Here is a 15,468-nt window from a genome sequence, read left to right on the forward strand (position 1 = left end):
ACGCCCGTCCGTTTGTCGAATGACGACATCGACCGCGAAAAAACGGTACAAATGGAACACTTCCGGTGGCGGCACGGCTTGCGGAAGCGTGGCGGACCCTAGTTAGGGCGCATTGGCCCGTCAATAGTGGCGGCCGGCATAGAATCGTTTGAAATCTACTGACGGCCCCAGCGCGGCGCGGGCTTTGCCTCGATCGGCCGCACGGCGCTTTCCTGCTGCACCTCGACGGCGCGCGGCGTGACCACCTCGCGGTCGAACAGCGGTACCGTGCGCCGTTTCAAGAGCAGCACGAGGACGGCGCCGGAGAATATGCCGCCGATATGGCAGGCCCAGGACACCTGTTCCTGGCCGCCGGCCGCGAACATGACGAACTGGAAGCCGATCCACAGCGTCAGCGCGATCCAGGCGGGAATGCGTAGGGGAATGCGGGCAAAGGCCAGAACCCATATCTTTACGCGCGGATGCAGGATCAGATAGGCGGCGACCACGCCCGCGACGGCGCCCGAGGCGCCGATCAGCGGAACCTGCGAATCGGGGTCGAGGAGCCCGTGGAAGACCGCACCGCCGATGGCGCAGAGCAGGTAGAAGAGCAGGAAGCGGAAATGGCCGAGCGCATCCTCGATATTGTCGCCGAATACCCACAGGAACAGCATGTTGCCGCCGAGGTGGAAGACGTCGGCATGCATGAAGGCATAGGTCAGGTAGGTGAGGTCTTCCGGGACGAAATACAGTTCGGGCGGCAGCTCCACCAGATCGAAGGCGACCGACGGTATATAGCCAAGGCCGTAAGTGGTCGCCACCGCGAACTGCTCGGAACCGAGACCCGTGAAGAGGAAAACGACAACGTTGACCAGGATCAGGCCGATGGTGACGTATTGAAGCTTTATGTGCTCGAGGCCGTTGGCGTCGTGAAGCGGGATGAACAAGGCGCGGCACTCTTCAGGATGAGGGCGTCGAGCCGCCGCGGGTCAGCGGTTCTGTCCCGGCACCCATAGCACATCGGATTTTCCATTGTCATTGACGACCCTCGCCGCCACGAACAAGAGGTCGGAAGCGCGGTTGATGTAGCGGATGCCTTCCGGGTTCACATGCTCGCCCTCTACCTGCGCCAGCGCCACCATCAGCCGCTCGGCGCGCCGCGCCACCGTTCGGGCGAGATGCAGCGCGGCGGAGGCCGGCGAGCCGCCGGGCAGGACGAAGGAGCGCAGCGGCTGCAGATCGGCGTTGAGCGCGTCGATGTCGGCTTCCAGCCTTTTGGTCTGCGACGCCACGATGCGCAGCGGCTCGTAGCCGAGCAGCCTGCCATCGTCCGGCGTGGCGAGGTCGGCGCCGAGGTCGAACAGATCGTTCTGGATGCGGCCGAGAACGGCGTCGAGCCCCGGATGGATGCCGGCCGTGTGCAGCCGCGCCAGGCCGATGCAGGAATTAGCCTCGTCGACCGTGCCGTAGGCCTCGACGCGCAGGTCGGATTTCAGCCGGCGCTCGCCGGTGCCCAGCCCGGTGGTGCCGTCGTCGCCGGTGCGGGTGTAGATCTTGTTGAGTTTTACCACACGCCCTCCCGGTCCGCCGCCTCAGCTTCTCGCGACGCCTGCCGTCAACCGCCGCCCTGACGGTTGAACCACACCGCCAGCAGGATCAGGACCAGCGCGATGAACTGCAGGAAGACGCGCGCCTGCATCAGCTTGTTGGACGTACTGCCGGACCCGCCGCGCATCATGTTGGCCAATCCGCGGATCAGCACGATGACCACCGCGGCCATGACGATGATTGCAAGCGCGTTGAAGACGGTGGCCATGGTCCATTCCGAATGATGGCGGCTCAGGCCTGCGAGGCCAGGACGCGGTAGAGAAGCGACGCCGGCAGGATGCGCTTCAGGACGACGCCGATCCTTGCCGGCAAGGTGACAACATAATGCGGACGCGGGTTTTGCGACAGGAGGGCGTGACGCAGAACCGCATGCACCGCTTCCGGCCCGAGCTTCAGCCGCGATTTCGAGCCGCCGCCGCGCATGCGCTCCAGTTGCGCCTGGTAAGCCTCATGATGGACGGAGTGCTCGTGGTCGATGTTCTTGAGAAACCACTCCAGACCGTTCGGTGCGATCTTCGAGGCGATCGGTCCCGGCTCGATCAGCGAGACATGCACGCCCGAGCCTTGCAGTTCGGTGCGCAGGCACAGCATCAGCCCTTCCAGCGCGTGTTTGGAGGCGCAATAGGCGCCGCGGAATTTCACCGGCGTCAGCCCGAGGATCGACGAGCAGTGGACGATGCGGCCGTGGCCTTGCGCCCGCATCACCGGCACGATGCGGCGGGTCAGGTCGTGCCAGCCAAAAAAATTTGCCTCGAACTGCTCGCGCAGCGCCTCGACAGGCAGGTCCTCCACCGCGCCCGGCTGTGCATGGGCGCCGTTGTTGTAGAGGGCATCCAGCTTGCCACCGGTTCGCTCCAGCACGGCGGCGGCAAAGGCGGCGATCGATTCGGGCTCGCGGTAGTCGAGATAAAAAGCCTCGATGCCTTCGCTCTCCAGCGCCGCTATGTCCTCCGGCTTGCGGGCGGTGGCGAAGACCCGCCAGCCCTCGCTCTTCAGCGTCCGCGCGCAATAGGCGCCGATGCCGGACGAGGCGCCGGTCACGACGATCGTACGGGCATGTCCGGCGGCGGGAGTCTTGGTGGAGTCGTGGCTTGCCATCTGCGGCAAACCCTTCCCATATTCGCGGTCGCGAAACAATCGACGGAGTGCGCTGGCGTGATGCGGAAGATCGTGGCGGTCCGTCGTGTGCTGGCCGACATGCTCGGGCACTTCAACGACGACGACGGCTGGTCGATGGCCAGCCATCTGGCGATCACCGCGCTGATGGCGCTGTTCCCGTTCCTGATCTTCGCCACCACGCTGGCAAGCTTTCTCGGCGCCCAGGCCTTCTCGGAGACCGCCGTGCACATCGTCTTCGACACCTGGCCGGAACAGATCGCAGCACCCATCGCGCGCGAGGTTATCAATGTGCTTACCGTGCCGCGCAGCGATCTTTTGACCTACGGCGCGCTGCTCGGCGCATTCTTTGCCTCCAACGGCATCGAGGCGCTGCGTACCTCGCTCAACCGCGCCTACCGCGTCACCGAGACGCGGCCGTTTCTCTACAGGCGCATCCAGAGCATCGCCTTCGTGCTGATCGCCACGGTGGGTTTCCTGGTCATCAGCGTGCTGCTGCTGTTTGCGCCGCTGATCGTGCGCCTCGCGCTGGCGAAGGCCGAATGGATCGAACCCTATCTGGGCACGATCACGCTGTGGCGGTTCGTCATCGCCTCGGTCGTCATCGTGCTGGGGTTGATCGCCGTGCATGTCTGGTTGCCTGCCGGCAAGCGTCGCTTCACCCATATCGTGCCAGGCATCATCTTCACGCTGATCGGCTGGCTGATCGGTTCGACGGTGTTCGCGGCCTATCTCGACCGCTTCTCGTCCTACGTGACCACTTATGCAGGGTTGGCCTCGATCATGATCGCGGTGGTGTTCCTCTACATCGTCTCGGCGGTGTTCATCCTCGGTGGCGAGCTCAACGCCTCGATCCGTCGTTATCTCGACGCGCGTGCGCGGGTCGGCGGCTGAAGGAAATGCGGGCGGGCGTTGGCGGCTTACCCTCCCCTCGAGGGAGGGTAAGCCGCCAACGCAACGAAGTGGAGTTGAGCGAGACGGGGTGGCGTCGCTTCAGGATGGAGCACCTCTTCGGCGACCCCCACCCCGCGTCAAAAACCTCGCGTCCCGCTCGGTTTTCTCCGCGACCCTCCCCTCAAGGGGGAGGGTTACCGCCGCGCCGGCGACGTCGCCAGACCGACGCCGAAGGTGGCGAGCGCCATGCCGGCGATCTGCACCCAGGTGAGGCTCTCGCCGAACAGGAACCAGGCCATGACGGCGGTGACGGCCGGCACGAGATAGAACAGAGAAGACACCTTCGCCATCTCGCCCTCGCGGATCAGGATCATCAGCAGGAAGATGGCGCCGATCGACAGCACCAGCACCAGCCAGACCATGGCGAAGATCAACTCGCCGCTGAGGACAACCGTCCGCGTTTCCAGCGCCAGCGAGCCGGCCGCCATCAGCACGGTTGCGCCGACATACTGCCAGGCGGTTCCCATGACGAGGTTTCGAGCCGCGCCGAACTTCTTCTGCAGCACCGTGCCGGCGCTCATACCGGCGACGGCGAACAGGGCGGCCGCCAGCATCGGCCAGGTCACGGCGTCGAGGCCGGCTCCGAGCTTCGGCAGGATCACCACGACCACGCCGACGAAGCCGGCGGCAAGGCCGGCCCAGTGGCGCGGCAGGATTTCCTCGCCGAGGAAGAGGCCGGCCAGTATGGCGGTGATCAGCGGCTGCAGCCCGACGATCAGCGCCGACAGGCCGGCGGTCAGGCCCTCGCGCACCGCCCAGAACACACCGCCGAGATAGATGCCATGCATCAGCGCGCCGGCCATCAGCGAATAGAACACGTCGCGGCGCGACATCCGCCACGCGCCGATGACGAAGGCGATCGGCGCAAGGAGCATGAAGGCGAGGCCGAAACGCGCTGCGAGGAAGGTGAAGGGCTCCGCCCAGGGCATGGCGTAGCGTGCACCGATGAAACCGGTGGACCAGAGCACGACGAACAGCGCCGGGATGAGTTTTCTTGCGGATGGCATGAGCGGCGTCCGAGTTCGGAGCGCCCGCTCTATTGGGTCTCGTCCCGTCCTGCAAAGGCGAAATGCTGAATCAATGATTCAGGACGCGTGAAGGTCATGAAGCCAGTGGGCCTCCGGTGGCGAGGTGCTTTGCACCGCCGTGCCGATATCCATTTGGCGGAACCCCTCCCTTGCGGCGAGCCCCTCACTTGCGATTTCTAACACTTAGCTTCCGCTGACGCCCTTCGGGCTGCTCCAGCTAAGATGTTGAAATCGCTTTCTCTCCCGCAAGGGGAGAGATGGAGCCGGCGCCGGCATCCGCGCCAATCACCAACGTCTGCGATTGGCGCAAACGGCGAAGCGCGCTATCTCCCCCCTTGCGGGGGAGAATGGATTTTCACGATCTTAGCGGAGCGCCGAGCCGGCAGGCGCGGAAGAAGCGACGCTAAGTCGTAGAAAATCCAAGAGAGGGGCAACTGCTTGTTGAAGCTCAACGGACGGGACCATCGTCAGCATATGTCAGGATTCTTTTCCCACGACTTATCCCCCTCCCTCCCGAATGGACCGATAATCCCCGTCGCCTGTGCTGGAAGGAGGCGGTGGGATGGAGAGAAGTCCGGCGGTCGACAAGAACTGGGAGGCGCTGAAGCGCTTGCTGGCCATGCTTGTCGGCATGGCCGAACTGGGCGACGGGGTCACCCTTCCTCGCCATCTCCATCGCGCCATCCTAAAACTGCTGCGCCCGACCGAAGCCGCGGCGCGGCGTTTGATCATCGCGGCGGCGCGCGGCATCGTGGTGACCCTGCCGCCGTTTCGCCCGCGAAAACCGAAACCCAGATCCGTCGAGCCGATCCTGCGCAGCCTCGGCATCGCCGTCACAATGTCGAATGCCGACTTTGCGCGCGCCGAAGCAGCGAAGCGGGCCGCCGCCAAACGCGCCGCCCGTCCTCGTATCCTGAACCTGTCGCTGCTCGATCCGCTCAAAAATCCGTTCCGCATCCGCCGCCGCTATGTGCCCGCACATGCCGTGCCGCGCATCATGTCGCTCGATTTCAGCGCACCGTACCGCCCCCTGCCTGCGCCACCATCGCCCGACGATCCGATCGACGCCGCCCGCCTTGGCCAGCGGCTGGAGGCGTTGGGCCGCGCACTCGACGACCTGCCGAGACAGGCACAACGTTTTGCCCGCTGGAAGGCGCGCCACGACGCCGCGCGTGCCCGGGGCAGGGAAGCCCGCGCCGCTGCCGTTGCACAGGGCAAACAAGGTGGTAGCACATTCCGCTTCCGGCGCGTCTCGCCGCTGCGGCGCGGGCGTCCTCCCGGCGGACGGCTGTCGCGCTACGACCCGATCGCGACCCATCCGCGCAACATCCGCGAGATAGACGAAATTTTGGCGCACGCCCATGCGCTGGCCGTGTACGCGCTGGAAACTCCCGACACGTCATGACGCGCGCTTGTCGCCCCCCCAACCTCTCCCCCTTGTGGGACGGGGCTAGGGCTGGGGCAAGTCAAAGGCAACAAGACCGACGCCGGCGCGGAGTTTTCCGCCCCGCGGCGGCGATGGCGGTTGTCCAGTCGTCAGCCGGCGTCGACGATGCGGAGTGTCACGACCCTTGCCCGTGCCGGGGCGGTCAGGGGGTTCGGGCCCCCAAGCAGGCGGCCTCGCCCGGGGATGGGGCCAGCGGGCGCACCCGGCCGCCGTCGATCAGCGCGTGCTTGACGTATTCAAGTGCGGCCGGCTCCTTCGACACGCCGAGATGGTCGTGGCGTCCGTTCTTGTGCAGCTTCGACCAGTCCACGGTTTGCAGCCGGCCGGTGAAGGATTTTTCGGGCCGCAGCCGCGACGACATGCTGAACAATCCGTCCGAGCCGTACATGTCGATCGCCCGGCGTACGTTGCAGGATACCGGTGTCGGCTTGTAGGCCTCGAAGGCGAGAAGCGTCTGCACCGGCACGCCCGCTGCCTGCAAACGGTCGGCAAATTGGGTGGCGGCATTGCCGCCCAGGGAGTAGCCCGCAACCGCAACGGGCGTTTCGACCCGGTTTGGCTGCGCCAGGAAATTGTCGGCGGCCTCCTTCCAATTGACGGGATTGTAGACGTCGGCTCGCACGCCGGAGGCGCGAATGTATTGCGTCAGGCTGTACATGCCGCTGCGCGCCATGTCGTCGCCCGCCGGTGTCAACCCGGCGAAGAGATAGACGACACCCTTTTCGGAGAGCGGCGGATTGGCAAGCCCGCCTTCCTGCATGACAGGCGAGGCGCATCCGGCCAGTTGGAAAATGAGCGCAAGGGGCAGCAGCGCCAGGCGGAAAGCGGGAGCGGATACAGGCAAGGGCACCTCGATTCAGTATCGAAGCCCGCCCGCACGGCCGCCGTCTCTAAGTGCCGAGAGAGGCGATACCAAGGCCGCCGCATCGTTTCCGAGACTTGGCGATCAAACGGGATCGAGGCCGGTCATCCGCCCGATGTCGTCCCGCGTTGCGCCATTTCCGCGCAGGGCGGCGATGCCGGTATCGCCGAGGCTTTTGGAGAGTTTTCTTCCGTCCGGCCCGAGGATCAGCCGGTGGTGATGGTAGGCCGGCGCCGGCAGGCTGAGCAGTTCCTGCAGCACGCGGTGCACGGCGGTGGCCGCGAACAGGTCCTGGCCGCGCACGACATGGGTTATGTCTTGCAGTGCGTCGTCGACCACCACGGACAGGTGGTAGCTGGTGGGGGTGTCGCGGCGGGCGAGGATCACGTCGCCCCAGAGTTCCGGGCCAGCCTCGACGCTTTCCGATGCCGACAGATCGGCGCTCAGCTCGGCCCATGCCAGCGGCCGGCCGATCCGCGCGACGGCCGCCGCCATGTCAAGCCGCCAGGCGAAGGGTCTGCCTCCAGCGATCAGCGCCTCGCGCTTTCGGGCGGGCAGCGCCTTGTCCAGTCCCGGATAGAGCGGCACGCCGTCGGGGTCGCGCGGCCAGTTTTTTCCGGCCGCTTCCTGCTCGACGATATGGGCGCGCATCTCGCCCCGGCTCATGAAGGCGGGGTAGACCAGCCCTTCGCTGCGCAGCCGCAGCAGTGCATCCTCATAGACCGGAAAATGATCGGATTGCCGGCGCACCGGCTCTTCCCAGCGGAGGCCCAGCCAGCGCAGGTCTTCGAAAATGCCGGCTTCGAATTCCGGCGTGCAGCGGCTCGTGTCGATGTCCTCCAGCCTGAGCAGCAGGCGTCCGCCTGCGGCATCGGCGAGTCCCTGGTTGAGCAGCGCCGAATAGGCGTGGCCGAGATGCAGCCGGCCATTCGGACCGGGCGCGAAGCGGAAGACGGGCGGGCTCATCGGCGCTTAAAACGGGTTGCGCGAAAATTTGTCCGATTGCTACTTTGCCGGCGTTTCACGGACAAGGGCGGCATGCGGCGAATTTTTGGATTGGACGACATCTCGGAGGGGCTCGACGCGCTCTGCGCCGCCGATCCGAGGCTGGCTGCGGTGCGCCGGATGGCCGGCGAGGTGCCGTTGCGGCTGACCGAGCCGGGTTTTCCCAGCCTTGCCTCCATCATCGTCTCACAGCAGGTGTCGCGGGCCAGCGCCGACGCGATCTTCGGACGCTTCGTGAAGCTTGTCGATCCGCTGACGCCGCAAGCCGTGCTCGCCGCCGGCGAGGACATCTTTCGCGGGGCCGGATTCTCGCGGCCCAAGCAGCGCGCGATGCTGGCCGCGGCCCGCGCGGTGGCGGATGGGCTCGACTTGATCCATCTCTGCGATCTGGAGGCGGAGGAGGCGATCGCCAAACTGACGGCCGTGCCGGGGATCGGGCCGTGGACGGCGGAAGTCTACTTGCTCTTCGCCGCCGGACATCCCGACATTTTCCCGGCCCGCGACGTGGCCCTGCAGGCGGCGGTCGGCCATGCGCTCGGCATCGAAACGCGGCCCAGCGACAAGGCGCTGACCCGAATCGCCGAATCATGGTCGCCCTGGCGCGGCATCGCGTCGCGGCTTTTCTGGGCCTATTATCGCGAGACGAAGGGCCGGGACGCCGCGCCGATCCTGCAAAGCTCCGGAAAATCGTGAAAGATCGAGGTGTTTTGCGCCGTATTGTAGCCGCGAAGCCGCTTCACATCCTTGTCATGTCGGGCTTAGACTATCGGTGTCAGGCGTTCGCCTGCGATGGAGGTTTTGGAAGTGACGGTCGCCGTATCTCCGGATGGGCTTCCCGCGCTGGTGCTGAATGCGGACTACCGGCCGCTCAGCTATTACCCTCTGTCGCTCTGGTCCTGGCAGGACGCGATCAAGGCGGTGTTCCTCGACCGCGTCAACATCGTCGCCGAATACGAGCACTCGGTCTCGTCCGTGTCATTCTCGATGCGGGTGCCGAGCGTCGTCAGCCTGAAAAGCTACGTCAAGCCGTCGCGCCACCCGGCGTTCACGCGCTTCAACGTGTTCCTGCGCGACCGTTTCCAGTGCCAGTATTGCGGCACGCCGGAGGATTTGACCTTCGACCATGTCATACCGCGCCACAGCGGCGGCGCGACGACCTGGGAGAATGTGGTCGCCGCGTGCTCGCCCTGCAATCTCAAGAAGGGCGGCCACCTGCCGGCGCAGGCGAAGATGTGGCCGATGCAAAAACCTTACCAGCCGACGGTGCACGACCTGCACAACAACGGCAGGCTGTTCCCGCCGAACTACCTGCACGAAAGCTGGATGGACTATCTGTACTGGGACGTCGAACTGGAGCCTTGAGGCCCGGGAAATGGATGAGGGCTGGCTGCAAACGCCGTTCTGCTGCGCTCCGATGCTCACGTACTTATAGTACGCTCCGCTTCGGTGCTCGCAGAACGACGTTTTCGCTACGCCCTGATCCATTTCCGCGCACTCACTGAAATGGCGTATCGGCTTTGACGGTTCAATTTCATTTCGATCGTTTGCCGAAATAGACAGCTTGGTCCGGCGTTCCCACGTCCGGCACGCGCTCATATCCCAGGCTCGTGTAGAAACGCTGCGCCCTCAGGTTGCGCGGATGGACCTCCAGCCAGAGTCCGGCCGATCCGGCTTCGGCCAGCCGCTGTTCCAGATACGCCATGCAGCGCCGGCCGATGCCTTTTCCCTGTGCCGGCGGCAAGAGGTCGATGTGGCCGTGGGACGGAAACGCGGCAAGAGCAGGCGGGATCGTCAGATCGGCATTGTGGATCCTGTGGCGAGCCCAATCGCTGCCCTTCCAGTGTGCGGCGTCCGAACCGGGGTCAGTTACACGGCGTTGCAGGGCCGGATACCACTGTTCCGCCAGCCGAGCGTAGAGCGATGCTGTATCCGGCGCGCCGAGCAAATATCCAGCCGTGCCGCCGGGGCCGTCGATGACGAAAGCGAAGTCCGGCTCGAACACCTGATAGGGGACCGCGTAGATATCGCCGATCAGGTCGGGATCGTCTTCCCGTGCCGTGGCGTCCTCGCCCGCGTCACCAGTTTCCAGGCAGATTTTTCGCAGCGCCGGACGGTCGGCTTGCGTCGCTTGGCGCAGGAAAAAGCCGTTGCCGAAATCGAGGATCGTACGGGCGTGGGTCACGGCGGCAGAATGCGGAAATCGGCGCCTTCCGGCAGCAATTGGCCGCCGTCGACGACGATGGTCGTTCCGGTGATGTAGCTCGCATCGTCGGATGCGAGGAACAGGAAGGCGTTGGCGACGTCGCGCGGCGTGCCGAGGCGGCCGAGCGGGATCGCGTCCTCCATGCTCTTGATGAAGGCCGCGCCGCGTTGCTCTTGGATCGCCTCCGTCAGGATGTTGCCCGGCTCGACGCCGTTGACGGTGATGCCGTAGCCGGAGAATTCCAGTGCTGCCGAGCGGATGAAACCGTTGATGCCGGATTTGCTCGCCGAATAGTGGCCGTGGCCGGGGCTGGTGACATGCGGGCCGGTGATCGACGAGGTGAACAGCATGCGCCCTGAGCCTTGGCGCTTCATCGGCACGAGCGCGGCCCGCGCCGCATTAAAAGTGCCGCGCAGATTGACGGCCATGACGCGGTCCCAGTCGTCCGGACTGGTGTTCTCGATCAGTTGCCACGGATAGATGCCGGCGTTCTGCACGACGATGTCGAGGCGGCCGTGCCTGTCGAGCGCCAGCGCGACGGCGGCTTCGGCATCGGCCATCTTCGAGATGTCGATAGCGATGAAGGAGGCGCCGAGTTCGTCGGCGGTCGCTTGCCCGACTTCGGTCTCGCTGTCGGCGAGCACAAGCTTTGCGCCTTCCTCGGCGAAACGTTTTGCGATGCCTTTTCCGATGCCGCGCGCCGCACCGATGATCAGCGCGACCTTGTCCTGCAAACGTCCGGTCATGCCAGCCTCTGGCGAAGGTTCTGCTTGAACGTGTCGAGCAGCACGGCGGCGAGCACCAGCAGCCCGTGGACGACCTGGGTGAAATTGGCGGGAAGGCCCATGAGGTTGATCGCCGTGTTGATGGAGGAAAGCAGCAAGACGCCGGCATAGACGCCGGGCAGCGAGCCGACGCCGCCCTTCAGGCTGACACCGCCGATGACGACGGCGGCGAAGGCGTTGAACAGAAGGCCGACGCCGAGATTGGCCGTCGCGCCGGAGGTGCGGATGGCGAGCAGCCAGCCGGCAAGCCCAGCGATGGCGCCCGCCAGCATGAAGGCGATGACGAGGTTGCGGGTGACGCGGATGCCTGCGCGGTAGGTCGCCGTCTCGTTGCCGCCGATCATTTTCAGATGCCGGCCGAAAGGCGTCTTCGCCATGACAGCCGAGAAGACCACGAAGCAGGCTATGGCGATCCAGGCGGTCAGCGGCAGGCCGAGCAGGCGCTGGATGCCTAACCAGCGGATGGCCGGCGCCAGGTCCTGTGCGGAGCGTCCACCCGACACCGCCAGCACCAGCCCGCGCACCCAGATGTAGGAGGCCAGCGTGATGATGAAGGCGCTCATCTTGAGTTTTACGACCAGGAAGCCGTTGAAGAAGCCGATCAGCCCGCCGACGGCGACCGCCACCAGCAGCGACACCGGCACCATCAGCCATTCGGGATAAAGTTTTATGCCGAAGCCGATGCCGGCCGAGCAGAACAGGATGCCGACTGCCATGGCCGCGAGCGCCGCCACCGATTCCACCGACAGGTCCATGTGCCCGGCGATGATCACCAGCGCCAGGCCGATCGACATGACGCCCAGCACGCTGGACGCCTCGATGATGTTGGCGAAGATACCGAGCTGGAAATAGTTCGGGATGAAGATCGAAAAGACGATCAGCACGAAAAGCAGCATGAACCAGACGAGATTGTCGAGGACGATCTCGAGGATTTTGCGGGTGCGTGGGTTCATGTGAGTTCGAGGCTCGGCTTGGCTGGTAACGGCCGGATGGGTACTCGGCGACGCAGGCGCCGCCCCTCACTGCCCTGCCGGGCATCTCTCCCCGCAGGCGGGGAGAGAGACGACGGCCGCAACGATTTCGCCAACCGTCAACGTTGAAGGTTAGCGAAAGCGGTGATGCGTGCGTCCTTCTCCCCGTTCCTACGGGGAGAAGGTGCCGGCAGGCGGATGAGGGGCAGCGCGACGGTCAACGGACCAATTGCGCGGTCCGAGTAGTTCACTCCACCGCCTTGATGGTCTCCGTCGGCGGCTTCATGTTGCCCCAGAAGGCCGGGTTGTCGACGTTCGACTTGTCGATCGCGGCACCCGGAATCTTGATGTTCGGGCCCCATGCTTCGTTGGTCACCGTCGATTTGAGATGAAGCACGTCATATTCGCCGGGCTTGATCTCCTGCTTGTTGACGATCTTGTCCATGAACATCGCCACCGCGGCTGCCTGGGCGTAGAGCGGCTGTTCGACCTCGACGTTCAGCCAGCCTTTTCGGATCAGGTCGAGACCGACCGGCGCGCCGTTCGAGCTCATCATCATGATGTCGCCGGGCTTCTTGCCGGCCGATTCCAGCGAGGCCACCGCAGCCACTGAGAGATGCGCGGCATGGCTGAATATCAGGTCGATGTCGGGATTGGCGACGAGCTGGTCGGCGACGATCGTGCCGGCATTGCTCGCCTCCCACTGCATGGCGGGCAGCGAGACGATGGTGACGTCCGGAGACGCCTTCATCTTCTCCTCGAAACCCTTCTGGATGTCGAGCGTGTAGGGGTCGCCGGGGTCGCCCAGCACCTGCAGTATCTTGCCCTTGACAGAGCCGTTCTTGGCCTTGAGCAGCTTCTCTGCCTGCTCCGCGGCGACGTAGCCGATCTCGACCGTGCCGGCGACGGAGGTGAAGGCGGACGGCGTAGAGGTGATCTGGCGGTCGAACTCGACCACCGGAATGCCGGCCGCCATCGCCGCCTCGATCGACGGTTTCAGCGCGTTGAAGTCGACGGCGGCCAGGACGATCGCCGCGGGCTTCAGCGCGATCACGTCGTTCATCTGGCTCTGCTGCGCGTCGGTCTTGTTGTCGGCGTTGAGCGTCTTCATCTCGTAGCCGGTCTGCTTCAGGAACATCTCCAGCGCGCTCACCGAGCCGGTCTGGAATTCGTCGAGCAGCGTCGGCACCAGGTAGTAGACCGTGCCTTTCGATTGCGCGAAGGCCGGCGTCAGCATGGCCATGGCCAACGCAACGACGCCGAATGCGGCTAACACTATTCGTTTCATTTCGTTCGCTCCTTTTGAGCCGGACCCCTCTTTATTCCCCGTCAGCCCACCGGTCCGGCACCGGCAAGCGTTTCGCCGGTGATCATGTTGATCACCGCGTCGGGGCTGGTTTTCTGTCGCGCCACATCGCCGGCCACGACGCCCTGGCGGATCACCACGATCCGGTCGGCGACCTGAAAAGCCTGCTGCATGATGTGGGTGATGATGACGACGCCGATGCCCTGCCGGGCGACCTGGCGGATCATGTCGAGGCCGCGCCGCGTCTGCTCGACGCCGAGCGCGGCGAATGGCTCGTCGAGCAGCACCAGCTTGCCGCCCCAGTGGACGAAGCGGTTGAGCTCGATCGCCTGGCGCTGGCCGCCCGACAGGTGCTCGACGTTCGTCCTGAGCGACGGGATGCGCGTGCCGGCATTGGCCAGCGCCTTCGCCACCTCGCGCTCCATGGCGCGCTCGTCTAGCACCGGCACGCCGAGCACTTTCCGGGTGATCTCGCGGCCCATGAAGAAGTTGGCGACGACGTCGACATTGGTGCAGAGCGACAGGTCCTGGTAGACAGTCTCGATGCCGGCGGCTTTTGCTTCGGCGGGAGACTTCGCCAGAAACTCCTTGCCTTCGAACAGCATGCGGCCCGAACTCGGCTCCAGTCCGCCGGCGATGATTTTTACCAGCGTCGATTTTCCGGCGCCGTTGTCGCCGAGCAGCGCCACCACCTCGCCCCTGCCGATCGAGAACGAGATGCCCTTCAGCGCTTCGATCGCGCCGTAGTTCTTGCGGATGTCTTCCAGTACCAGCAGCGGTTCGGTCATGCGGCCATCTCCTTGCCGTCCGGCGCTTCCCGCCCATCCTCGCGCGCCGCGAACATCTGGCCGAAGCGCGGCGACAGCACGCCGGACACGGCAAGTGCCGCGGCACCGCGCAGCACTGATTGCTCGCCGCCGCGGGCGACGGTGACGCGCGGGGCGCGCCGGTCGCGGCGCGCCGAGACCGAATTGGGTAGGGTTTTGGCTGCAGCCGCCAGCCTTGCCAGCAGCGGAGTCGGCGCCAGCCCGCCGATCACCACGGTCTGCGGATCGAACAGGTTCTCGATGGTGGTCACCGCGTTGCGGAAGATCGGCGCAATCTCGCCCGCCCAGGCGGCCTCGCCGCCCTTGTGGCGGCCGAGCGCCTCCAGCGACAGGTAGCGTTCCAGGCAGCCGCGATTGCCGCACGGGCAAGGCTCGCCGTCCGGCACGACGGGGATATGGCCGATCTCGCCGGCATTGCCCCAGGCGCCGCGCAGTACCGCGCCGTCATGCACCATGACGCCGCCCAGGCCGACGCCAAAATAAAGATAATAATATTCGGAGAAATCCGAGCCGACGCCGTATATCTGCTCGCCCAGCGCCGCCGCCGCCATGTCCGCCTCGATGAAGGCGGGCAGGCCGGTCGCCTCGGCCAGCCGCTCCTTCAGCGGCACCTCCTGCCAGCCGTCCATTGTGGTCGGACCGACGAAGCTCATCGCTTCGACGCCGAACGGGCCGGGCAACGCCATGCCGACGCCGAGCATGCGGCCGCCGGGGCGCAGTCTTGTCAGTTCACGCACCAGCCCGCCGATGAGATCGAAGGCCTGGCCGGGAGTGGGCGCCGGCGCGTCGCGGTGCAGGTTCTCGACCACGTCGCCGCTGAGGTTGACCAGCGCGGCGCTGACGCCGAGCGGCGTCAGGTGGACGCCGACCGCATAGCCGCCGTCCGGGTTGATGCGGAGCGTCGTGGGCGGCACGCCGCGGCCCTTGGGCTCTTCGCGGGCAGAGATGAGAAAACCCTGTTCCTCCAGCTCGCGGACGATGGTGGAGACAGTCTGCACGGTAAGCCCGACGCGCGCTGCGATGTCGCCGCGCGTGGTCGGCGCGTGCAGGCGGATCGACTCCAGCACGATGCGCCGGTTGTACGGCCGCCCGGATTCCTGATTGGTCCCCTTGAGTGCCACGTTTCGGCGCCTCCCGAGGAGAGATTTGCACCGTGAAGTTATTTAGTCAAACGGTTTTCAGAAAAACTTTCAACACGTTTGAGGCGTGCTTTGAGAGCTCATATCTCGTCGGACAAAGAGGATTGAGATGGTGCCCCTGGCCGGGATCGAACCAGCACGCCCGTGAAGGCAACAGATTTTGAGTCTGCCGCGTCTACCAATTCCGCCACAGGGGCATTCGCATTTGTCGCTTGCGCGAACGGAGCCCGGCACTTTG

At 65.3% G+C, this 15,468-nt stretch carries 17 protein-coding genes and 1 tRNA gene; 4 read left to right on the plus strand and 14 right to left on the minus strand.

The window, feature by feature from the left end; genetic code table 11:
- Positions 1–155: 155 nt before the first annotated feature.
- The 4 genes from RB623_RS01235 to RB623_RS01250 are packed head-to-tail and all read right to left on the minus strand — an operon-like array spanning position 156 to position 2,685.
- Positions 156–926 carry a rhomboid family intramembrane serine protease gene (locus RB623_RS01235; RefSeq protein WP_308054918.1) on the minus strand — a complete coding sequence of 257 codons (771 nt, stop codon included), beginning with the start codon at positions 924–926 and terminating at the stop codon, positions 156–158.
- A 42-nt stretch (positions 927–968) separates the two neighbouring features.
- Entirely contained in the window at positions 969–1,550 is a 582-nt protein-coding gene (locus RB623_RS01240; RefSeq protein ID WP_308054919.1) for a cob(I)yrinic acid a,c-diamide adenosyltransferase, read from the minus strand.
- 44 nt (positions 1,551–1,594) lie between these two features.
- The gene (locus tag RB623_RS01245) at positions 1,595–1,795 is read right to left on the minus strand and encodes a twin transmembrane helix small protein (protein ID WP_308054920.1); all 201 of its coding nucleotides are present in this window, start codon (positions 1,793–1,795) and stop codon (positions 1,595–1,597) included.
- Between the two features lie 23 nt (positions 1,796–1,818).
- Complete coding sequence (locus RB623_RS01250) at positions 1,819–2,685, minus strand: SDR family oxidoreductase (RefSeq protein ID WP_308054921.1); 867 nt, start codon at positions 2,683–2,685, stop codon at positions 1,819–1,821.
- Between the two features lie 60 nt (positions 2,686–2,745).
- Here RB623_RS01250 and RB623_RS01255 point away from each other — a divergent pair, with 60 nt between their 5' ends.
- Positions 2,746–3,597, plus strand: a complete 852-nt coding sequence (locus RB623_RS01255; protein ID WP_308055101.1) for a YihY/virulence factor BrkB family protein — start codon at positions 2,746–2,748, stop codon at positions 3,595–3,597.
- Positions 3,598–3,791: 194 nt separating this feature from the next.
- On the opposite strand, the gene RB623_RS01260 is transcribed toward RB623_RS01255, so the two are convergent.
- Complete coding sequence (locus RB623_RS01260; protein ID WP_308054922.1) at positions 3,792–4,664, minus strand: DMT family transporter; 873 nt, start codon at positions 4,662–4,664, stop codon at positions 3,792–3,794.
- Between the two features lie 583 nt (positions 4,665–5,247).
- On the opposite strand from RB623_RS01260, the gene RB623_RS01265 reads away from it, so the two are divergent.
- Entirely contained in the window at positions 5,248–6,090 is an 843-nt protein-coding gene (locus RB623_RS01265; RefSeq protein WP_308054923.1) for a hypothetical protein, read from the plus strand.
- Between the two features lie 184 nt (positions 6,091–6,274).
- On the opposite strand, the gene RB623_RS01270 is transcribed toward RB623_RS01265, so the two are convergent.
- Positions 6,275–6,976, minus strand: coding sequence for a thioesterase domain-containing protein (locus tag RB623_RS01270; protein ID WP_308054924.1), 702 nt, complete (start codon positions 6,974–6,976; stop codon positions 6,275–6,277).
- A 102-nt stretch (positions 6,977–7,078) separates the two neighbouring features.
- Positions 7,079–7,960 carry a tRNA glutamyl-Q(34) synthetase GluQRS gene (gene gluQRS, locus RB623_RS01275; protein WP_308054925.1) on the minus strand — a complete coding sequence of 294 codons (882 nt, stop codon included), beginning with the start codon at positions 7,958–7,960 and terminating at the stop codon, positions 7,079–7,081.
- A gap of 72 nt (positions 7,961–8,032) precedes the next feature.
- On the opposite strand from gluQRS, the gene RB623_RS01280 reads away from it, so the two are divergent.
- Together RB623_RS01280 and RB623_RS01285 are read left to right on the plus strand one after the other, a co-directional pair.
- Positions 8,033–8,692, plus strand: a complete 660-nt coding sequence (locus RB623_RS01280; RefSeq protein WP_308054926.1) for a DNA-3-methyladenine glycosylase — start codon at positions 8,033–8,035, stop codon at positions 8,690–8,692.
- A 111-nt stretch (positions 8,693–8,803) separates the two neighbouring features.
- Positions 8,804–9,361, plus strand: a complete 558-nt coding sequence (locus tag RB623_RS01285; protein WP_308055102.1) for an HNH endonuclease — start codon at positions 8,804–8,806, stop codon at positions 9,359–9,361.
- A 169-nt stretch (positions 9,362–9,530) separates the two neighbouring features.
- On the opposite strand, the gene RB623_RS01290 is transcribed toward RB623_RS01285, so the two are convergent.
- From RB623_RS01290 to RB623_RS01320, 7 genes are all read right to left on the minus strand, one after another.
- Positions 9,531–10,181, minus strand: a complete 651-nt coding sequence (locus tag RB623_RS01290) for a GNAT family N-acetyltransferase (protein ID WP_308054927.1) — start codon at positions 10,179–10,181, stop codon at positions 9,531–9,533.
- Positions 10,178–10,948 (minus strand): SDR family oxidoreductase, encoded by a 771-nt coding sequence (locus tag RB623_RS01295; protein WP_308054928.1) that lies wholly within the window; start codon positions 10,946–10,948, stop codon positions 10,178–10,180. Before RB623_RS01295 ends, RB623_RS01290 begins: the two co-directional genes overlap by 4 nt.
- Complete coding sequence (locus RB623_RS01300; protein ID WP_308054929.1) at positions 10,945–11,940, minus strand: ABC transporter permease; 996 nt, start codon at positions 11,938–11,940, stop codon at positions 10,945–10,947. The genes RB623_RS01295 and RB623_RS01300 overlap by 4 nt, the downstream gene beginning before the upstream one ends.
- Positions 11,941–12,205: 265 nt before the next feature.
- Positions 12,206–13,246 (minus strand): sugar ABC transporter substrate-binding protein, encoded by a 1,041-nt coding sequence (locus RB623_RS01305; protein WP_308054930.1) that lies wholly within the window; start codon positions 13,244–13,246, stop codon positions 12,206–12,208.
- A gap of 41 nt (positions 13,247–13,287) precedes the next feature.
- Positions 13,288–14,052 carry an ATP-binding cassette domain-containing protein gene (locus tag RB623_RS01310; RefSeq protein ID WP_308054931.1) on the minus strand — a complete coding sequence of 255 codons (765 nt, stop codon included), beginning with the start codon at positions 14,050–14,052 and terminating at the stop codon, positions 13,288–13,290.
- Positions 14,049–15,212, minus strand: a complete 1,164-nt coding sequence (locus RB623_RS01315; RefSeq protein ID WP_308054932.1) for an ROK family transcriptional regulator — start codon at positions 15,210–15,212, stop codon at positions 14,049–14,051. The genes RB623_RS01310 and RB623_RS01315 overlap by 4 nt, the downstream gene beginning before the upstream one ends.
- A 128-nt stretch (positions 15,213–15,340) precedes the next feature.
- Positions 15,341–15,427: transfer RNA gene (locus RB623_RS01320), tRNA-Leu, on the minus strand.
- Positions 15,428–15,468 lie beyond the last annotated feature (41 nt).

Origin of the sequence: Mesorhizobium sp. LHD-90 (assembly GCF_030929505.1) — a bacterium.
Taxonomy (GTDB): Bacteria; Pseudomonadota; Alphaproteobacteria; order Rhizobiales; family Rhizobiaceae; genus Kumtagia.

Coding starts and splice junctions, on each gene's coding strand:
- RB623_RS01245 (WP_308054920.1), bottom strand. CDS start 1,795: ATGGCCACCGTCTTCAACGCGCTTGCAATCATCGTCATGGCCGCGGTG.
- RB623_RS01250 (WP_308054921.1), bottom strand. CDS start 2,685: ATGGCAAGCCACGACTCCACCAAGACTCCCGCCGCCGGACATGCCCGT.
- RB623_RS01255 (WP_308055101.1), top strand. CDS start 2,746: ATGCGGAAGATCGTGGCGGTCCGTCGTGTGCTGGCCGACATGCTCGGG.
- RB623_RS01260 (WP_308054922.1), bottom strand. CDS start 4,664: ATGCCATCCGCAAGAAAACTCATCCCGGCGCTGTTCGTCGTGCTCTGG.
- RB623_RS01265 (WP_308054923.1), top strand. CDS start 5,248: ATGGAGAGAAGTCCGGCGGTCGACAAGAACTGGGAGGCGCTGAAGCGC.
- gluQRS (WP_308054925.1), bottom strand. CDS start 7,960: ATGAGCCCGCCCGTCTTCCGCTTCGCGCCCGGTCCGAATGGCCGGCTG.
- RB623_RS01280 (WP_308054926.1), top strand. CDS start 8,033: ATGCGGCGAATTTTTGGATTGGACGACATCTCGGAGGGGCTCGACGCG.
- RB623_RS01295 (WP_308054928.1), bottom strand. CDS start 10,948: ATGACCGGACGTTTGCAGGACAAGGTCGCGCTGATCATCGGTGCGGCG.
- RB623_RS01300 (WP_308054929.1), bottom strand. CDS start 11,940: ATGAACCCACGCACCCGCAAAATCCTCGAGATCGTCCTCGACAATCTC.
- RB623_RS01305 (WP_308054930.1), bottom strand. CDS start 13,246: ATGAAACGAATAGTGTTAGCCGCATTCGGCGTCGTTGCGTTGGCCATG.
- RB623_RS01310 (WP_308054931.1), bottom strand. CDS start 14,052: ATGACCGAACCGCTGCTGGTACTGGAAGACATCCGCAAGAACTACGGC.